The sequence below is a fragment of the Flavobacterium sp. ARAG 55.4 genome (assembly GCF_051846875.1).
GTDB lineage: Bacteria > Bacteroidota > Bacteroidia > Flavobacteriales > Flavobacteriaceae > Flavobacterium > Flavobacterium plantiphilum.
In genome coordinates, this window is record NZ_JBPYCT010000002.1 from 148,058 (window position 1) to 166,754 (window position 18,697).

The window sequence follows — 18,697 nt, forward strand, 5'->3', positions numbered from 1 at the left end:
TTGGATTATTATAGTATAATTATTTCAAAAATTTTATTGGGTTTGGATAATAATTCTTTATCTGATTACTTTTTATTTTTATAGCTACATAAATTGAATAACAAATGTTTAAAAAGGTAAAGCTATAATAAGCAAGGAAAATAGATACTATTCCTAATCCCAAATGCATTATTTTGCCTAAAACGGCAATTATTAAGATTAGATTTGAAATTATTGAAAAGAGAATTTGAAAATTTAAAATATTCTTGCCCTGATTATTAACTTCAATTATACTATCTCTTTTATTTAACCATAAAATAAGGGGTAAAATGATATTTCCCAGAGGTATTATGATATTTGAAATTATTGATAAATGAAGAAAAATTAAGTAACTATTATCTTCTTTTTTTCCAAAATCAAGTAATTCTTCAATGTTGATTTCTAAAACTTCACAAATCTGTTTTAACGTATTTCCTCGGGGTTCATTTTCATCTTTTTCAATTCTTTGTAATGTCCTTAAATTGATTTTTGACAAGTCTGCAAGTTCTTCTTGAGACATTCCTTTTTGCTTTCTAATTTTTGAAATTTTTGTTCCAATAGTTTCCATAATATAGCTTTTAAAATTTCTTCAAAATTAGATTGCTTAACCTATTTTATCTTGCGGTTTGTTTACGACATGTTTACGACATTCCTGTCCAGAAGCTGGTTTTATTAGATTTACTGTATAAAATCTAAATAATTCTGCTTGTTAATCACTTCAAAACTGGCTTCCGGATAAGCTTTGGCGAAAGCCTTAGGAATCTTGGCTTTTCGGTTTTCATTCCATTTGAATTCGAAACCGTGTAAATTACCGTTCTCTTCTTCTACCCAGTCTAATTCTTGTTGGTCATAAGTGCGCCAAAAATAATTAGTAACCGTTTTTTGAGTATAATTTTGGTATTTAATTCGTTCGGAAGCGAGATAATTTTCCCATAATGCACCTACATCCGTTCTGGAATCCAAACGACTAAAATTGGCTATAATCGCATTTCGGATACCATTATCATAAAAATACCATCGGTTTGATTTTGTAATTTCCTTACGTAAATTTCTACTGAAACCTGGTACTTTATAAATAACAAAAACTTTAGAAAGTAAGTCTAAATAACTTTCGACCGTGTTTTTAGAAATACCCAATTGTCGGGCTAATTCCTGTAGCGACACTTCTTGCCCAACTTGAAAAGCTATTAATTTTAATAAATCCAGAATTTTATTCGATTGTTTAATACTTTCATAAACCAAAATATCCTTCAATAAATACGAATTGACTATCTCCTTTAAATAATTGATTTTCTCATTCCAATCCAGGTATTGTTCCAATTCCGGATACGATCCAAAAAGTAATCGTTCTTCTAATTTTTGAGTGGTTTCTTTGAAATTTTCATACTTAGCAAATTCCATTTGAGCCAATGGAAATAAATAAATGGTATTTTTTCTGCCTACTAAAGGTTCGCCCAACTTATTCGATAAATCAAAAACCGAAGATCCTGTAGCAATGACTTTTATATCTTCAATAGTATCTACAATCAATTTCAAAATCAATCCAATTTCAGGAATATTTTGGGCTTCGTCAATAACTAACAATTTTACATTCGCTAAAAGACGTTTATAATTAACAACTGATCGTTCTTTCAATAAATCGGCATCTTGAATATCTTCCCCATTTAATTGTAAATAATCTTCTTTAGGAATCGTAGAAAGATAATTTTTTATGAAAGCCGTTTTACCCACACGTCTTGCTCCCAATAAAATCAACACTTTATTAGGTAAAACTTTTTTGGAAAACACTGTATCTATTCCTCTTTCTAAAAAATTCATGACTTTGAATTTTAACTATTAGATACAAATATAATCAAAAAACGTTAATTCAGTCAGTACATTGACTGAATTAACATTAATTCCGTCAGTACATTGACCGAATTTATATTAATTTAGTCAATAGAAAACAAAAAAAGCCCGGTGAAATACCGAGCTTTACTATACAATTGGTGCGTAGCACCGCAAAATTTTATTTACAAGCAATTTTATCTACTCTGTTTTGGTGTCTTCCACCTTCAAAAGCAGTTTCTAAAAAGGTTTCTACAATTTCAATAGCTTGCTGAATTGAAGTATATCGCGCCGGAATACTTACAATATTAGCATCATTATGCAAACGTGTTAAATAAGCAATTTCTTTAGTCCAGCACAAACCTGCTCTAACTCCTGCATGTTTATTAACAGTCATTGCAATTCCGTTTCCGCTTCCGCAAATAACAATACCAAAATCTGCTTTTCCTTCTTCAACATCTGTTGCAACCGGGTGACCAAAATCAGGGTAATCAACAGAAGCATCTGTATCCGTTCCATAATTAGTTACTTCATATCCTTTAGCTTCTAACCATTTTACTATAGCTATTTTATATTCCGGACCTGCGTGATCATTTCCTATTGAAATTTTCATTATATATCTTTTTAATTTTTTGCAAATTTACCAAAACTATTTGTCTTTTAACAGATTTTAAAAAAGGAAAACTATGATAGCTATAATTATCAGATTATTAGCAGCATAGGAGTTTATTAACATTTTTTAATAATGTATAAAATACTGGTAATCAATTCATAAAATAGATTTAATCTGTTAAAATTTTGCATTGTTAATAGTGAATTCTAATTCGTTGATTTTCAGTTAACTTTAATTTAACATGAATTGTTAATAAGTTAAGAAAGAAAATCAGAAGTTTTTTTTGTCTGTATCGAAAAAAAATCTAATCCAAAATTGGAATTTATAAACCTAAAAAAGTTTGAACGATTTTTAGAAAAGTTATAAACACAAAAAACAAGTTTATCAATATAATTTCAAAAATTACTTATTTACATTTTAAAATAATTTTTGGTTATCAACCATTGTTAACTAAAAATCAAAAACACTTTAAAATTAAATATTTAGCTTCGTATAACTATGTTAATAACTCATAATAACAAACTAAAACTTCATTTTTAAACTATTTCTAAAAAAATTATTGCAGCTATTAACACGCTATAATAACAAACAATAATTTAATTAATTTAAAATTTTCTTTTTTATAATATTAATATATGTTGACAACTTTGAAAAGATTAAACAATTTTTAGATTGTTATCGTTTCTCATTTCTTCAAGAATTGTTTTTACAGTTTCAAAATCGTTAGGATGAATTTTAAGTTTGATTCCTCCTAAAGCTGTGGAATACATCGGAGCGAAAGAAGACATGATTTCATTTTGAAAATAATATTGCAGACCTTCATGATTCAATCGGTGTTTTAGAATTTCGATTTCATGGATGTAATCAAAAGTGGCAATGGTTATAAAAGCTTCCATATCGAATTGTTTAATGTTGAAACGACTGCTAATCCGTTATATTTTATTTAAAACTGGCTTCATATCTCTTTTAAGTGTTAACTATTTTGTAATTTTCGACTTTTAAGAAAAGACGTATGGGAAAAAGATTAAGAAAGCCTGTTAAGAAAGAGAAAAGTTTCTCAGATAAAATTATAAAAATATTATCGAATAGTGCTAATAAAGCTTTCAATTATAAGCAAATAGCAGCAAAATTAGAAGTAGATGATACACAAAGCAGAAATCAGATTATAAAAGACTTAAAGATTCTTGCTGCGGAAAAGAAAATCACAGAATCTGAACCCGGAAAATATTTAATCAAGGCGGTGAGTCAGGATTATTATGAAGGAACAATTGATATGACGAGTCGTAAAACGGCTTATTTTATTTGTGATGAATTTGAAGAGGATATTTTCATTCCAACGAATAATTTAAATCGTGCTTTAGACAAAGATAAAGTAAGCGTTTATGTTTATAACAGAAGAAAGGGAAGAAGAGCTGAAGGAGAGGTAATTAAAGTTTTAGAAAGACATAAAACGGACTTTGTAGGTGTTATTGATATTCAAAAGAACTTTGCTTTTGTATCGACTGCAAATCCAAAAATGTATACTGATATTTTTATTCCAAAAGACAATTTAGGCGAAGCTGAAAATGGGGATGTGGTATTAGTTCACATCGAAGACTGGCCTAAAAGAGCAGATAGTCCGTTTGGGAAAGTAGTGAAAGTTTTAGGAAAACCCGGAGAACACGATACGGAGATTCATGCTATTTTAGCGGAATACGGTTTACCTTCTGAATTTCCAATTGAAGTAGAAACGTACGCTCAAAAAATTGATACTTCAATAACAGAAGCTGAAATTGCGAAGCGTCGTGACATGCGGGATACGCTGACTTTTACGATAGATCCAAAAGATGCTAAAGATTTTGATGATGCGCTTTCTTTCAAAAAATTAGAAAATGGTAATTACGAAATTGGTATTCACATTGCCGATGTTTCGCATTATTTAGAAGAAGGAACTATCCTTGATGATGAAGCGTATCAAAGAGCAACTTCGGTTTATTTAGTCGATAGAGTAGTGCCAATGCTTCCTGAAGTGTTGTCTAATTTTGCTTGTTCATTGCGTCCGCAGGAGGAGAAATATACTTTTTCGGCTGTATTTGAAATTACTGAAAAATGTCAGGTGGTCAATCAGTGGTTTGGCAGAACCGTAATTTATTCAGACCAACGATTTGCTTACGAAGAAGCTCAATACATCATAGAAACCAAAGACGATACTATTCCGGAAGAAATTTCACTTACGGGTAGTTCGTATCAGGTTTCGGAAGAAATTGTCTCAGCAACGCTTAAATTAGATGAATTAGCTAAAATTTTCCGTAGAAAGAGAATGAATGACGGAGCGATTTCATTTGATAAAGTAGAAGTAAAATTTAATCTGGATGCTGATGGAGAACCGGAAGGTGTTTATTTTAAAATTTCTAAAGATGCCAATCATCTGATTGAAGAATTCATGCTTTTAGCCAATAAAAAAGTAGCGGAATACATTGGAAAACAAAAGAAAACTTTTGTTTACAGAATACACGACGAACCCAATGAAGATAAATTAATTGCGATGCAGAATGTAATTGCAAAATTTGGTTATAAAATTGATTTTCGTAATCCTGGCGATATTTCCAAATCATTGAATCAGTTAATGGCTGATGTAAATGGAAAAAAAGAACAGAATTTAATTGATACACTGGCTATCAGAAGTATGAGTAAAGCCAAATATTCTACGGATAATATTGGTCATTACGGATTAGCTTTTGATTATTATTCGCATTTTACTTCGCCTATTCGTCGTTATCCGGATGTTATGGTACACCGTTTGTTACAGTATTATCTTGATGGAGGAAAATCAGCCGATGAGGAATTGTATGAAACCAAATGCCTGCATTGTTCTACGATGGAAGGTTTAGCTACTAATGCCGAAAGAGATTCGATTAAATACATGCAGGTAAAATACATGCAGGATCATCAGGATCAGGAATTTTTAGGTGTTATTTCTGGTGTTACCGAATGGGGAATTTATGTTGAAATTGTCGAAAATAAATGCGAAGGGATGGTTCGGATAAGAGACATAAAAGAAGACTATTATACCTTTGATGAAAAACAATATGCCTTAGTTGGCGCTACTTCAGACAAATTATTACAATTAGGAGATGAAATTTACGTTAAAGTAAAAAATGCCGATTTAGTCAAAAAGCAATTGGATTTTAATTTTATAAGAAGAGCAGAATAAACAATTAAATTAATGAAAATGAGAAAATTATTTATAGCAGCATTAGTAATCCTGTCACAAGCAGGTTTTGCACAGTTAACAAAAACATTAGGTGATTTTAGCAGCTTAAAAGTGTATGATAAACTAACAGTAAAATTAATAGCTTCTACTGAAAACAAGGTGGTTATTAGTGGAAATAGAGAAAAAGAAGTAGAAGTAGTTAATAATAATGGGGAATTAAAGTTAAGAATGCCTTTCCCTAAATTGTTATCTGGGGATGATATTTCTATCAAATTGTATTATAAAAATATTGATGATATAACGGCTAATGAAGGATCGTCGGTATCCGGTGATGCTGTTTTTAAGCAAACTATTTTTAATTTAAATGCTAAAGAAGGTGCTTCTATTATCATAAAAGTAGATGCTCAGAAAGTCAATGTAAAAGCTGTAACGGGAGGAATTATAGAATTGAGTGGCGGAGCAATCAATCAGGATGTAATTATTATGTCCGGCGGGGTGTTAAAATCTAAAAATTTAGCTACTTCACAATCCACAGTAAGTGTTTCTGCAGGTGGAACTGCTGAGATTAATGCAAGTACTTTAGTCGATGCAAAAGTGAAAGCAGGAGGTAATATTTTTATCTACGGTAAACCGAAACAAATTAATCAGCAAACAGTTTTAGGAGGAAAAATTGAAGAAAAAGAATAAAAAAAATGTATTTTTATTCTAAAATAAATTCTGAAATTAATGATTAACGATATTTTATCAGGTATTCCCTGGGGAATTTTCCTGAGTTTTATGATTGGTCCTGTTTTTTTTATTTTACTGGAAACCAGTATTTTAAAAGGATTCAGAGCCGCTCTTGTTTTTGATTTAGGAGTAGTTTTAGGTGATATAATTTTTATTTCAATTGCTTATTTAGGTAGTTTCAGATTAATACAGAGTTTAAAAGATAAGCCGGCTCTTTTTATTTTCGGAGGTATTTTAATGTTTGCTTATGGTATAATATCATTAATAAGTTTAAGAAAAGAGAAGAGAATTAATACCAAAGAAATTGACAGGGAAATACTTAAAAAAGATTATTTCAGTTTGTTTATTAAAGGACTTTTTTTAAATGTTATTAATATTGGAGTTTTAGGATTCTGGCTGGCAGTAATTATTTCAGTTGGACCTAAATTAGATATGCAAACTTCCAGAATGATGACTTTTTTTACTACCGTAATTATTACTTATCTGTTAGTAGATTGCATTAAAATTTTGTTAGCTAAACAACTAAAATCTAAAATGACTCCTGGGAATATCCTCAGAATTAAGAAAGGAATCAGTGTTGTTTTAATGGTTTTTGGGATTGTTTTAATGATTCAGGGTTGGTTCCCTAAAGAAAAAGAAATGGTTACTAAAGCCTTTCAACATATTGAAGAACAAAAATAAAATGAATTATTAAACCGCTTATAATGAGCGGTTTTTTTATGTTCAGTTTGTCATTTCGAGGAGCGAAGCAATCACATCACAAAAGTGACTAAGTAGGATTTCTTCGTTTATCAGAATGACAAGATTGTGGAAAATTAGAATAAAATACCTCTAAATTACTTTGTAGGTTCTTGATTTATCGTTCGGATTCGAACCTAAACTTTACTTATTTTTTCTCAAAAATTAGACATACAAAAAACCTCCAAATTACTTTTAAGGTTTTTGAGGCATCGTCCGGATTCGAATCTATCTTTATTTAATTTTTCTCAAAAATTAGACATAAAAAAATCTCCAAATTACTTTGAATATTTTTGACGTATCGTCCGGATTCGAATCTATCTTTATTTAATTTTTTCTAAAAATTAATAATAAAAAAAAAGAGACACATTTCTGTATCTCTTTTTGAGGCATCGTCCGGATTCGAACCGGAGTAGGAGCTTTTGCAGAGCCCAGCCTAGCCGCTCGGCCACGACGCCATTGTTTTATGGACTGCAAAAGTAATTAAAAACTTTAAAGTTTAAAACTTTTACTCTAAAACTTTTAATTTTTAATTTCTGGTTTCTTCTAAAATTATGGTAACTGATTCAACATCACCACCAATAGGAGGATTGATTTTTGAGACTTCCACAATGGTTTTCATTACCATAGGAATTTCAGCCAGTACTCTTGTATTAATTCTTTTAGCTACATGTTCTAATAATTTAGACCGAATAGCCATTTCTTCAACAACAATACGATTTAAATGCACGTAATCTACTGTATCTATTAATTCGTCTGATTGTGTAGATTGTTGTAAATCGGCTTTAATTTCTAAGTCAACAGCATAATCAGAACCTATTTTTCCTTCTTCAACAAGACATCCGTGATATGAGAAGGTGCGGATATTTTTTAATTTTATAGTTTCCATATTATTGTTGTTCTTATAAGTTATTTGAATTGGCTGCAAAAGTACAAAATATTTGAAATTTTATACTTTAATGTAAATATGCAATTCTTCAAATCCTTATTTAATCAACAATTTTGATAACTTTGTGTTTTTAAAACTTAGACATGTCAACTGAAGAAAAATCACTGCATTTTATAGAACAAATTATCGAAGAAAACTTAACTAATGGTTTTCCTCAAAATAAATTAAGATTTCGTTTCCCACCTGAACCAAATGGATATTTGCATATTGGACATGCTAAATCCATTTGTTTGAATTTTGGTTTAGGACTAAAATATAATGCTCCCGTAAATTTACGTTTTGATGATACCAATCCGGCTAAAGAAGAGCAGGAGTATGTAGATGCCATTAAAGAAGATTTGCAATGGTTAGGGTTCCAATGGGATAAGGAATTGTATGCTTCTGATTATTTCCAACAGTTGTATGACTGGGCTATTATTTTAATTAATAAAGGCAAAGCTTATGTAGACAGTCAATCTTCTGAAGCTATGGCGGAACAAAAAGGTACACCAAGTCAGGCAGGTGTTGACAGTCCGTATAGAAATCGTTCTGTAGAAGAGAATTTAGCTTTATTTGAAGGAATGAAAAACGGTGATTTTCAAGAAGGAACTCATGTTTTGCGTGCTAAAATTGATATGGCTTCTTCTAATATGTTAATGCGTGATCCTATCATGTACCGCGTTTTACACAAAGAACATCATAGAACCGGAAACGATTGGTGCATTTATCCAATGTATGATTATACACATGGTGAAAGTGATTATTTAGAGCAAATTTCACACTCTATTTGTACTTTAGAATTTGTCATGCACCGTGAATTATACGATTGGTTTTTAGACCAAATTTATGATGAATCTAAGGTTAGACCACATCAATATGAATTTGCTCGTTTGAACCTGAATTATACGGTAATGAGTAAAAGAAAGTTGTTACAATTAGTACAGGAAAACTTTGTTTCTGGATGGGACGATCCTAGAATGCCTACAATTTCCGGATTAAGAAGAAGAGGTTATACAGCTGCTTCTATTAGAAAATTCTGTGATATTATTGGTGTTGCTAAACGGGAGAATATCATTGATTATTCTTTATTAGAATTCTGTTTGCGTGATGATTTGAATAAAACTGCACCTCGTGTAATGGCTGTTTTAGATCCGGTAAAAGTGGTAATTACTAATTATCCTGAAGGAAAAGAGGAGTGGTTGGATGCTGAAAATAATCAGGAAGATGAAAGTGCAGGTTTTAGAAAAGTACCTTTTTCTAAAGAATTTTATATTGAAAGAGAAGACTTTTTAGAAGTAGCTCCGGCTAAGTTTTTCCGCTTAAGTATTGGTAATGAAGTACGTCTTAAAAATGCTTATATCATTAAAGGAGAAAGTGTTATAAAAGATGCTGATGGAACAATTACTGAAATTCATGTTACCTATGATGAAGACAGTAGAAGTGGAAGTGGAAGTGAAGCCTCTAAACGTAAAGTAGCGGGAACCTTGCATTGGGTTTCAATTCAACACGCCGTTGAAGCCGAAGTACGTTTATATGACAGATTGTTTATAGATGAAGCTCCGGACAGTCATAAAGAGAAAAATTTCCTTGATTTTATAAATCCAAATTCATTATCTATAGTAAAAGGATTCGTAGAACCAAGTTTAGAAACAGCAGTTTTAGGAGATAAATTCCAATTCCAACGTTTGGGTTATTTCAATGTGGATAAAGATTCAACGGCTTCTAAATTAGTGTTTAACAAGACTGTAGGACTAAAAGATGCCTGGGAAGAAAAAGGTAAAAAAGAAACTAATAGTATTAATAATGCTTTAAAAGACATCAACAAATATTTTAAAGTTAGTACCAGAGAAGAGCGTAATGCAATACGAAATGCAATAGGAGAGACCCTGGCCGGAATTTCGAATTATAGTTTATTGCAAAATTCATTTAAGAAAAATATCAACAATAATAAAAGTTCGTTGTTGTTTGCTAATTTGATTTTGAAATATGCTCCTTTAAAAGCATCTGATTACGATAGAGAAGATTTGCAAAAATTATTTACAATGTCTCTTAGAAGTGAATCAACTTTTGTTCGTTCGAGAACAATTTTAAATTTATATCATTTAGAATATGATTCAGAATTTAAAAATTCTTTCAGAGATGAAATTTTAAAGTTAGAATCGAATCCTCCTAAAAATTCTTCCGAAAGAGAAAAAGAATTTATAGAACAATTTTTAAATAAATTATAACTATTGAAAAGCGCTAATTAAGCGCTTTTTTTTATTATTATAAAATTCTATTTATATTTTTAAAACTATAATTTTTATAGATTAAAAAAGGCTTTCATATTTTAATTTTAAGCGATTTTTTAAAAGAATCCGGTACAGAATATGTTTTTATTTTTTGAATCGATTTAAAGGTTTAATTTGGGTTTTTAGTGTTCTTCATTTGATAATTTAACTATTCCTGACCAGAGTTTCATATTTCGACTTTTTTTATAACCATTCCTTAAGAAAAGATTCGAAAATTAATTAGTATCTTTAAGGAAACTTAAAAAAATAAATAATTATGGCAACTAATACTGGAAACACAATAATAGCTCTTGTAAGTGGTGCAGCCATTGGAGCCGCACTGGGAATTTTATTTGCACCTGATAAAGGGGATAAAACAAGAAAAAAAATTAAAGACGGGTATAAGGATCTTGAAAAAGATTTAAAATCGAAATTAAATAATGCTAAAATAGATTTAGAAGAAACTTATGGAGAATTAGTTTCTAATATGAGCCATAAAACAGAAGATGTCATTTCGTTTTTAGAAATAAAATTAGCGGAACTTAAAGAGCAAAATGCTAAACTTCAAAAATAATTTTATAAAAATTGAAATAAAACAATATGGCTTTTGATGATTTAAAAGAGCATTCAGAAAACATTCAGGAACAAGCTAAAGATTATATCGATAAGAATTTATCTTATTATAAATTGGTAGCGTTCAAGATGGCTATGAAATCCACTACAATGGTTTTTAAGTTTACCTTGATTTTGCTGTGTTTTTGTATGGTTTTATTGTTTTGTTCCATCGGATTAGCTTTTGCTATTTCGAGTTATTTAGGAAGTTATACTTTAGGATTTTTAACTGTCGGTTTCATTTATTTGCTTTGCACCGGATTATTGTTTTTGGTAAAAGACAAAATTGTTGAAGGACCTATTTTAGAGAAATTTTCAGAAATCTTTTTTAATGATTAATTATGCAAACCAAAAAATATTCTTCTTATGCACAAATTGATAACGAATTAGAAATTCTGAAAATTGAAAAAGAAATCAGTTATCAAAAATTAGTTTTAAGTGTTCAGAAAACAAAAGAAAGTTTTACTTTTCTAAATGTAGCATCAAATGTAACAGATGCTGTAAAAAGCACTTTTTTTAGCTCCTCTGGGACGATATTAAGTTTGATGATACCAATTATTATAAAATGGTTTACAAATAAAAAAAGAGGCAATTAAGCCTCTTTTTTGTGTTTAAGTATTTATTCTTCATCATTTTCATCATCGTTATCTGATGAATAATCTTCAGGTTCTTCTAATTTTGTTTGTTCTTTTTTAGGTAAAACTTTTCTATTTTTCTTCATCATTTCACCCACCTGATTGGATGCCGAGAATGAAGCTACCATGTTATTCAGCATCTCGCTTCCTGCTTGTGGAGAATTAGGTAATAAAATTAAATTAGAATTGGTATCAGCTCCAATTGCTTGTAAAGTATCATAATGCTGTGTAACTACAATTAATGCTGAAGCTTCCTGAGAATTGATTCCTACGCGGTTCAATACATCCACACTTTCTACTAATCCACGGGCAATTTCGCGTCTTTGATCTGCAATACCTTGTCCTTGTAATCTTTTACTTTCGGCCTCAGCTTTAGCTTTAGCTACAATTCTGATTCTGGATGCCTCAGCTTCAAATTCGGCTACTGTCTTTTCTCTGTCGGCAGCATTAATTCTGTTCATCGCATTTTTTACCTGAATATCCGGATCAATATCAGTTACCAGAGTGTTGATAATGGTATACCCATAAGTAGTCATCGCTTCATTTAATTCTCTTTTTACAGCAATGGCAATATCATCTTTTCTTTCAAAAACATCATCTAATTTTAATTTAGGAACTTCGGCACGAACTACGTCAAATACATAAGATGTAATTTGATCATGCGGATATTCTAATTTGTAAAAGGCATCATAAACAGTTTCTTTAACTACCATAAACTGAACGGAAACTTTTAGTTTAACAAACACATTGTCTTTAGTTTTCGTTTCAATAATAACGTCTAATTGCTGAATCTTAAGATTTACACGACCTGCAATTTTGTCAATTATAGGAATTTTTAATTGCAGTCCGGAATGTCTGATACTTAAAAATTTTCCAAAACGTTCCACAATCACCGCTGTTTGCTGTTTGACCGTAAAGAAAGAAGAGAGGAAAATAAAGAGCGCAATAAATAATAGAAAAATCATTGGAATATTCATGATATATAATTTAGTTAAAATTTCCCTGTTAAATTACAAAAAAACTTTAGGTTTGTGTCTGTTTAAAACACTTATTATGAAAAAGCTTACGTTATCTTTTCGTTTTCTATTGATTTCCTTAGGTAGTTTTGCTCAATATGGTTATCGCGATTCTAACAGAATTGGGATTACTGCTGGAATCAATCAGTTTACCTTAAATACCAATAATTTTGATACCAAACCCGAAACGGGATGGAATGCAGGGTTATCTATGAGAGGAAATTTTCATGATAACTGGGATATGGTGTATGGCATTCAGTTTTCTGAAAACAATTTTTCTGTGGCTACTGACCAATTGGTTTTAGGAAAAGAAGATGTGAATTATAAATTACCATCCGCACAAATTTCGTTACAACTCAGTTATATTTTAATTGAAAATCATTTATCATTTGAGTTTGGTCCTTTGGTTCAGATAAACGGAAAATACAAAGTAGAGTCAGGCAAAGAAAACAATATAATTTCAGGGACTACTTTACAAGCTAAAGACATTGTGGATATTTCTAAATTTAATTTTTATCCCACGGTTGGAATTACAGCAGGAGTGAAGCATTTTAGATTAAATGTTTCCTACCAATATGGAATTTCAAATATGCTGGGTAATTTGAATTCTAAAAATCTGGGATATAAGTTCAAAGGAAACCCAGGAGTTCTAAACGGAAATGTTATTCTTTATTTATAAAAAAAGTCCCGACAATTAATCGGGACTTTTTTAGTTTTATATGTTTTCAATTGCTTTTTGAATTCTTGAAATGGTTTCTTCTTTTCCAATGACTTCCACAATATCAAATAGGTGAGGGCCTTTTAAGGCTCCAACCAAACTCAAACGGAAAGGCTGCATTACTTTACCCATTCCAATTTCGTTTTTAGTTAACCAGTCTTTTACAATTGTTTCAATAGTTACAGAAGTAAAATCGGTGATTTCTTCTAGAACAGAAACTAATTCCTGCATTAAAGCTGGTGTTTCTGCTTTCCAGTTTTTCTTTGCTTTTTCATCATAAGAAGTTGGAGCTACAAAAAAGAAATCACTTAATTCCCAAAATTCAGATACAAAGTTTGCTCTTTCTTTGATTAACGATACAATTTTTGTAACTACTTCAAGAGCAGGAGTGAAGCCTTTTTCTTTTAAAATAACATCAAAATCTTCTGCTAATTTTAAATCTTCTGCCTGAATCAAATATTGGTGATTGAACCATTTGTTTTTTTCCGGATCAAATTTAGCTCCCGCTTTATGAACTCGATTCAAATCAAATGCTTCCACTAATTCTTCTAATGAAAATAATTCTTTATCTGTTCCGTCATTCCAACCTAATAAAGCTAAGAAATTAACAACAGCTTCCGGGAAGAATCCGTTTTCTCTGTATCCGGATGAAATTCCCTCTTGTGTTTTCCATTCTAAAGGAAATACTGGAAAGCCTAATTTATCTCCATCACGTTTGGATAATTTTCCATTTCCAACAGGTTTTAAAATCAAAGGTAAATGTGCAAATTCTGGAGCAGGCCATCCAAAAGCGTGATACAGTAAAACGTGCAATGGCATAGAAGGCAACCATTCTTCACCACGTATTACATGGGTAGTTTCCATTAAATGATCATCAACAATATTGGCTAAATGATAGGTTGGCATTCCGTCACTTTTAAACAAAACTTTATCGTCTAAAAGATTACTTTCAAATTTTACATGTCCACGAATGATATCCTTCAAATGTAAAATTTCATCTACCGGAGTTTTAAAACGAATCACATAATGTTCTCCGTTAGCAATTCTTTGTGCTGTTTCATCTGCAGAAATAACTAAAGAAGTATCTAATTTTTCTCTGTTGGTATGATTGTAAATAAAAGTTTTTCCTTGTTCTTCTTCAGATTTTCTATAAGCATCCAAAGCTTCTGGAGTATCAAAAGCATAATAAGCCCAACCGGAATTAATCAATTGGTCGGCATATTTCTTGTATAAATCTTTTCTTTCGCTTTGACGGTAGGGACCAAATTTTTCATTTTTTCCAATAGTTTCATCCGGAGCAATTCCTAACCATTCTAATGCTTCCATGATGTATTCTTCCGCTCCTGGTACAAAACGGTTTTGGTCAGTATCTTCAATTCTTAGAAAGAAGGTTCCACCGTTTTTTTTGGCAAACAGATAATTAAACAGGGCAGTACGAACTCCGCCAATATGTAAAGGTCCCGTTGGACTTGGTGCAAAACGCACACGAATTGGGTTTGACATTTGATATATATTTTATACAAAGATACAATTTTAGTCAAAAGTCATTAGTCGAAAGTCGTAAAGCTTTTAATTCAAAATCATAACTTTTGACTTTAGACTTTTGTCTTTCAAACTTATGTTTATAATTATTACTTTTATGGGTTATTAAAAAGCAAAATAAATTTGAATAGTTCCAATTTCATATATCAAAAATTAGAGGCTTTTATTAGAAAGTATTATCTAAACGAATTGATACGAGGTATAGTTTTCTTTATCGGTTTGGGTTTACTGTATTTTCTATTTACGCTTTTTATAGAATATTTTCTTTGGTTAAAACCTACTGCAAGAACTATTTTGTTTTGGACTTTTGTTGGAGTAGAAGTGATTTTATTGTTCCGTTATATTGTATTTCCCATTTTTAAATTGTTCAAATTCAAAAAGGGAATAGATTATAAGGAAGCTTCAGCCATTATAGGAAATCATTTTTCAGATGTAAAAGACAAGTTACTCAATTTTATTCAATTGTCAGATTCTGATATTCATCAGAATAAATCAGAATTGCTTTTGGCTTCTATTGAACAAAAAGCAAATGCTTTGCAACCAATTCCATTTAGTAAAGCAGTAAATTTCAACTCCAATAAAAAATATTTACCCTTAGCTATTGTTCCTGTTTTATTATTTGCTTCTTTTTATTTTTCTGGAAATAAAGGAATCATTACTCAAAGTTTGAATAGAATAGTTCATTTCAATGCTACTTTTTTACCACCAGCTCCGTTTGAATTTGTGCTTTTGAATTCTAATTTACAAACAGAACAAAACAAAGATTTTACTGTTAAGCTTAAAACCGTTGGAAAAATCGTTCCAGAAAATGCAATGATTTTCATAAACGACGAAAGTTATTTTATGGAAAGTACTAAAGCAGGCGAATTTGAATTCAAAATAGAAAAACCTACTCAGGACATTTCTTTCCATGTTGAAGGGAATGCTGTTTCTTCTCAGGAATATCAATTGAAAGTTATTGCCGTTCCTTCTATTTTAAATTTTGAAATGCAGTTAAACTTTCCTGCTCATCTCAATAGAAAAGCTGAAATTATCAAAGGAACCGGAAATGCTATTATTCCCGAAGGAACTAAAGTTACCTGGAAAATTAATACTCAATCTACTCAAAAAGTAGTTTTTTCGAACGCTAATTCAGTTTCTGAATTCAATAAATCTGAAAATAACTTCATTTTAGCTAAAAATATTAATGAAAATACAGATTATCAAATCATTAGCTCTAATAATGCTGTAGTTGACTATGAAAAACTGAATTATCAGTTAACGGTTATCAAAGATCAGTTTCCAACCATTACCGTTAACCAGGCACCAGACAGTTTAAAGCTGGCTACGAATTATCTTTTAGGAAAAATTTCAGATGATTATGGCTTACGCCAATTACAGGTTGTGTATTATGAATCGAATAAACCAGCAACTGCCAAACGTGGAACAATTGCAATTAAGTCAGGAGTTTTTGATCAGTTTGTATTTGCTTTTCCTGCTAATCTTCCTGTTCAGGAAGGTGTCAATTATGATTATTATTTTGAAGTTTTTGACAATGATGTGCTGCATCATTTTAAAAGCGCTAAGTCAGCAGTGTTTTCTAATCGAATAAGGACTGCACAAGAAAAACAAGATTTGGTTTTGCAACAACAATCTGATAATATTCAAGGTTTACAAAAATCTTTAAAAAGCCAGGATAAGCAATTTTCTCAATTAGATAAGATTCAAAAATCCGGAAAAGAAAAAGAAAATTTTGAATTTAATGATCAACAAAAGATAAATGATTTTATCCAACAGCAAAAAAAGCAAGATGAATTGATGCGTAATTTTATGGATAAAATGAAAAATAATTTAGATGATTCTAAAACTAAAAAAGAGGATGAGTTTAAAAAAGAATTAGAAAAGCGTTTAGAATCTAATAACGAAGAAATAGAAAAAAACAAGAAACTGTTAGATGAGTTAAAAGCTTTAAATGAGAAGATGAAGAACGAAGATTTACTTGATAAGTTGGATCAGTTCAAACAAAAAAGTAAAAATCAAGTTAAGAATTTGCAACAACTTGTTGAGCTTACTAAGAAGTATTACGTCCAAAAAAAGGCAGAACAAATTGCTGATAAATTAGATAAACTTTCAGATAAACAGGATAAGCTTTCGGAAAATGAAAAAGAAAATACACTTTCAAAACAAGAAGAAATTAATAAAGAGTTTGATAAAATTCAAGAGGATTTAAATGATTTAAAAAAGGATAATAAAGCGTTAAAAGCTCCTTTGGATTTACCTCAAGATGATAATACAGAAAAATCTATTGATACCGATTTGAATAAAGCTTCCGAAGAATTAAAGAATAAAAATTCTTCTAAAGCTAAACCGAATCAAAAAAATGCTGCTAAGAAAATGAAGTCCATGTCTAAGAAAATGGATCAAGGTATGGAAGGAGCAGAGATGGATCAAATGGAAGAAGATGTAAAAATGTTACGTCAGATTTTAGATAATCTATTAGCTTTTTCTCTTTCTGAAGAAGCCGTCATGTTGCGCTTTAAATCATTGAATAGTGCTTCACCAGCTTTTAATAAAAATATAAAATTGCAACAGGATTTACGTTTACAGTTCAAGCATGTTGATGATAGTTTGTTTGCTATGTCTTTGCGTAATCCTAAATTAACAGAAGACATTACTCGAGAAGTTGGCAATGTACAGTATAATGTAGATAAAGCATTAGAAACCTTATCCGATTCTCAAGTTTCAAAAGGAGTTTCTCATCAGCAATATGCAGTCGCTTCTGCTAATAAATTAGGGGATTTTTTAAGCGAAGTTTTGAATAATATGCAAATGTCTTTGTCCTCTATGGGACAAGGAAAACCAAAACCGGGTCAGGGTGAAGGGATGCAATTGCCGGATATTATTGCTAAACAGCAATCATTAGGAGACAAGATAAAGCAAGGGATGAAATCTGGTGAAGGTAAAGAAGGCAAAGGGAATGATAAAAATGGAAAGGATGCTGGAGAAGGTGAAGACGGGGAAGGAGATGCTAAAGCTATAATGGAGATTTACAAACAGCAAAAGGAGTTGAGAGATGCTCTGGAAAATGAATTGAAAAAGCAAGGTTTGGGTAATGGTGGACAAAATGCTTTGGACCAAATGAAGCAACTTGAAAAACAATTATTAAATAAAGGTTTTAAAAATGAAACGCTTCAGAAAGTAATGAATATTAAACAAGAATTATTGAAATTAAACAATGCTATTCAGCAACAGGGAGAAGAAAACAAAAGACAATCTCAAACAAATAATAAAGAGTTTAGTAATCAATCAAGGGCACTACCTAACAGCTTGTTAGAATATTTGAATAGTATAGAAATTTTAAATAGACAATCATTACCTTTGCGCTCCAATTTTAACCGTAAGGTTCAAGAATATTTTAAAACAAAATGATAAATTTTAACTACGAGAATGACTTTAATCTGGATAATGAAGAAGCAATTGCTTCATGGTTATCTGCTGTAATTGTATCTGAAAAAAAGAAAGAAGGTGAAATTAATTATATTTTTTGTGATGATGATTATCTGCATAAAATCAATCTTGAATACTTAAATCATGATACGTTGACAGATATTATTAGTTTCGATTATACGGTTGGTAATGAATTAAACGGAGATATATTTATTTCTGTAGAACGTGTTCAGGACAACGCTTCTGATTTTAATGTTTCTTTTGAAGAAGAATTAAAACGTGTATTGGTTCATGGTGTTTTACACTACTGTGGTTATAAAGATAAAGATGAAGAAAGTGAACGGTTGATGCGTTCAAAGGAAGATGAAAAAATTGCTATGTTCCACGTGGAACAATAAAGCTCTTTTTTGTCTTTCGATATAAAATGTTTCA

At 30.6% G+C, this 18,697-nt stretch carries 17 protein-coding genes and 1 tRNA gene; 10 read left to right on the forward strand and 8 right to left on the reverse strand.

Translation table 11 applies throughout. From position 1 onward, the window contains the following. Window positions 1-19 precede the first annotated feature (19 nt). From ACSV4D_RS02890 to ACSV4D_RS02905, 4 genes are all read right to left on the reverse strand, one after another. Window positions 20-586, reverse strand: coding sequence for a DUF4870 domain-containing protein (locus tag ACSV4D_RS02890; RefSeq protein WP_439227070.1), 567 nt, complete (start codon window positions 584-586; stop codon window positions 20-22). A gap of 110 nt (window positions 587-696) precedes the next feature. Beyond that, complete coding sequence (locus ACSV4D_RS02895; protein ID WP_439227071.1) at window positions 697-1,836, reverse strand: ATP-binding protein; 1,140 nt, start codon at window positions 1,834-1,836, stop codon at window positions 697-699. 190 nt (window positions 1,837-2,026) lie between these two features. Then, window positions 2,027-2,458, reverse strand: coding sequence for a ribose 5-phosphate isomerase B (gene rpiB, locus ACSV4D_RS02900; RefSeq protein ID WP_408080325.1), 432 nt, complete (start codon window positions 2,456-2,458; stop codon window positions 2,027-2,029). Window positions 2,459-3,114: 656 nt separating this feature from the next. Then, window positions 3,115-3,354 carry a DUF2007 domain-containing protein gene (locus tag ACSV4D_RS02905; protein WP_408080327.1) on the reverse strand — a complete coding sequence of 80 codons (240 nt, stop codon included), beginning with the start codon at window positions 3,352-3,354 and terminating at the stop codon, window positions 3,115-3,117. A 116-nt stretch (window positions 3,355-3,470) separates the two neighbouring features. On the opposite strand from ACSV4D_RS02905, the gene rnr reads away from it, so the two are divergent. The 3 genes from rnr to ACSV4D_RS02920 are packed head-to-tail and all read left to right on the forward strand — an operon-like array spanning window position 3,471 to window position 7,061. Beyond that, window positions 3,471-5,651, forward strand: a complete 2,181-nt coding sequence (gene rnr / locus ACSV4D_RS02910) for a ribonuclease R (protein WP_439227072.1) — start codon at window positions 3,471-3,473, stop codon at window positions 5,649-5,651. Between the two features lie 18 nt (window positions 5,652-5,669). Next, complete coding sequence (locus ACSV4D_RS02915) at window positions 5,670-6,338, forward strand: head GIN domain-containing protein (RefSeq protein ID WP_439227073.1); 669 nt, start codon at window positions 5,670-5,672, stop codon at window positions 6,336-6,338. Between the two features lie 39 nt (window positions 6,339-6,377). Continuing rightward, window positions 6,378-7,061 carry a LysE family translocator gene (locus tag ACSV4D_RS02920; RefSeq protein WP_408080333.1) on the forward strand — a complete coding sequence of 228 codons (684 nt, stop codon included), beginning with the start codon at window positions 6,378-6,380 and terminating at the stop codon, window positions 7,059-7,061. 444 nt (window positions 7,062-7,505) lie between these two features. Here the strand turns inward: ACSV4D_RS02920 and ACSV4D_RS02925 are convergent. Next, window positions 7,506-7,576, reverse strand: a tRNA-Cys gene (locus ACSV4D_RS02925). Window positions 7,577-7,647: 71 nt separating this feature from the next. After that, window positions 7,648-8,007, reverse strand: coding sequence for a dihydroneopterin aldolase (gene folB / locus ACSV4D_RS02930; RefSeq protein ID WP_439227074.1), 360 nt, complete (start codon window positions 8,005-8,007; stop codon window positions 7,648-7,650). Window positions 8,008-8,150: 143 nt separating this feature from the next. Between folB and ACSV4D_RS02935 the strand changes: the two genes are divergently transcribed. The 4 genes from ACSV4D_RS02935 (at window position 8,151) to ACSV4D_RS02950 (ending at window position 11,524) form a co-directional block, all read left to right on the forward strand. After that, on the forward strand, window positions 8,151-10,274 hold the full coding sequence (locus tag ACSV4D_RS02935; protein WP_439227075.1) for a glutamine--tRNA ligase/YqeY domain fusion protein: 2,124 nt from the start codon (window positions 8,151-8,153) through the stop codon (window positions 10,272-10,274). A 319-nt stretch (window positions 10,275-10,593) separates the two neighbouring features. Continuing rightward, window positions 10,594-10,890 carry a YtxH domain-containing protein gene (locus tag ACSV4D_RS02940; protein WP_408080339.1) on the forward strand — a complete coding sequence of 99 codons (297 nt, stop codon included), beginning with the start codon at window positions 10,594-10,596 and terminating at the stop codon, window positions 10,888-10,890. A 26-nt stretch (window positions 10,891-10,916) separates the two neighbouring features. Next, a complete protein-coding gene (locus tag ACSV4D_RS02945) occupies window positions 10,917-11,267 on the forward strand; it encodes a competence protein (RefSeq protein ID WP_439227076.1) in 351 nt (116 codons plus the stop codon). A 2-nt stretch (window positions 11,268-11,269) separates the two neighbouring features. Further along, on the forward strand, window positions 11,270-11,524 hold the full coding sequence (locus ACSV4D_RS02950; protein WP_439227077.1) for a DUF6327 family protein: 255 nt from the start codon (window positions 11,270-11,272) through the stop codon (window positions 11,522-11,524). Window positions 11,525-11,547: 23 nt separating this feature from the next. Here ACSV4D_RS02950 and ACSV4D_RS02955 read toward each other — a convergent pair whose 3' ends face one another. Further along, the gene (locus ACSV4D_RS02955; RefSeq protein WP_408080345.1) at window positions 11,548-12,540 is read right to left on the reverse strand and encodes an SPFH domain-containing protein; all 993 of its coding nucleotides are present in this window, start codon (window positions 12,538-12,540) and stop codon (window positions 11,548-11,550) included. A gap of 76 nt (window positions 12,541-12,616) precedes the next feature. Between ACSV4D_RS02955 and ACSV4D_RS02960 the strand changes: the two genes are divergently transcribed. Beyond that, a complete protein-coding gene (locus tag ACSV4D_RS02960) occupies window positions 12,617-13,258 on the forward strand; it encodes an outer membrane beta-barrel protein (protein WP_439227078.1) in 642 nt (213 codons plus the stop codon). 36 nt (window positions 13,259-13,294) lie between these two features. On the opposite strand, the gene gltX is transcribed toward ACSV4D_RS02960, so the two are convergent. Further along, on the reverse strand, window positions 13,295-14,800 hold the full coding sequence (gene gltX / locus ACSV4D_RS02965) for a glutamate--tRNA ligase (RefSeq protein WP_439227079.1): 1,506 nt from the start codon (window positions 14,798-14,800) through the stop codon (window positions 13,295-13,297). A 162-nt stretch (window positions 14,801-14,962) separates the two neighbouring features. On the opposite strand from gltX, the gene ACSV4D_RS02970 reads away from it, so the two are divergent. Then, window positions 14,963-18,247 carry a DUF4175 family protein gene (locus ACSV4D_RS02970; RefSeq protein WP_439227080.1) on the forward strand — a complete coding sequence of 1,095 codons (3,285 nt, stop codon included), beginning with the start codon at window positions 14,963-14,965 and terminating at the stop codon, window positions 18,245-18,247. Continuing rightward, window positions 18,244-18,663: an rRNA maturation RNase YbeY gene (ybeY, locus tag ACSV4D_RS02975; RefSeq protein WP_408080353.1), complete on the forward strand. Its 420-nt coding sequence runs from the start codon at window positions 18,244-18,246 to the stop codon at window positions 18,661-18,663. The genes ACSV4D_RS02970 and ybeY overlap by 4 nt, the downstream gene beginning before the upstream one ends. Window positions 18,664-18,697 lie beyond the last annotated feature (34 nt).

Coding starts and splice junctions, on each gene's coding strand:
- ACSV4D_RS02890 (WP_439227070.1), bottom strand. CDS start 586: ATGGAAACTATTGGAACAAAAATTTCAAAAATTAGAAAGCAAAAAGGA.
- ACSV4D_RS02895 (WP_439227071.1), bottom strand. CDS start 1,836: ATGAATTTTTTAGAAAGAGGAATAGATACAGTGTTTTCCAAAAAAGTT.
- rpiB (WP_408080325.1), bottom strand. CDS start 2,458: ATGAAAATTTCAATAGGAAATGATCACGCAGGTCCGGAATATAAAATA.
- ACSV4D_RS02905 (WP_408080327.1), bottom strand. CDS start 3,354: ATGGAAGCTTTTATAACCATTGCCACTTTTGATTACATCCATGAAATC.
- rnr (WP_439227072.1), top strand. CDS start 3,471: ATGGGAAAAAGATTAAGAAAGCCTGTTAAGAAAGAGAAAAGTTTCTCA.
- ACSV4D_RS02915 (WP_439227073.1), top strand. CDS start 5,670: ATGAGAAAATTATTTATAGCAGCATTAGTAATCCTGTCACAAGCAGGT.
- ACSV4D_RS02920 (WP_408080333.1), top strand. CDS start 6,378: ATGATTAACGATATTTTATCAGGTATTCCCTGGGGAATTTTCCTGAGT.
- folB (WP_439227074.1), bottom strand. CDS start 8,007: ATGGAAACTATAAAATTAAAAAATATCCGCACCTTCTCATATCACGGA.
- ACSV4D_RS02935 (WP_439227075.1), top strand. CDS start 8,151: ATGTCAACTGAAGAAAAATCACTGCATTTTATAGAACAAATTATCGAA.
- ACSV4D_RS02940 (WP_408080339.1), top strand. CDS start 10,594: ATGGCAACTAATACTGGAAACACAATAATAGCTCTTGTAAGTGGTGCA.
- ACSV4D_RS02945 (WP_439227076.1), top strand. CDS start 10,917: ATGGCTTTTGATGATTTAAAAGAGCATTCAGAAAACATTCAGGAACAA.
- ACSV4D_RS02950 (WP_439227077.1), top strand. CDS start 11,270: ATGCAAACCAAAAAATATTCTTCTTATGCACAAATTGATAACGAATTA.
- ACSV4D_RS02955 (WP_408080345.1), bottom strand. CDS start 12,540: ATGAATATTCCAATGATTTTTCTATTATTTATTGCGCTCTTTATTTTC.
- ACSV4D_RS02960 (WP_439227078.1), top strand. CDS start 12,617: ATGAAAAAGCTTACGTTATCTTTTCGTTTTCTATTGATTTCCTTAGGT.
- gltX (WP_439227079.1), bottom strand. CDS start 14,800: ATGTCAAACCCAATTCGTGTGCGTTTTGCACCAAGTCCAACGGGACCT.
- ybeY (WP_408080353.1), top strand. CDS start 18,244: ATGATAAATTTTAACTACGAGAATGACTTTAATCTGGATAATGAAGAA.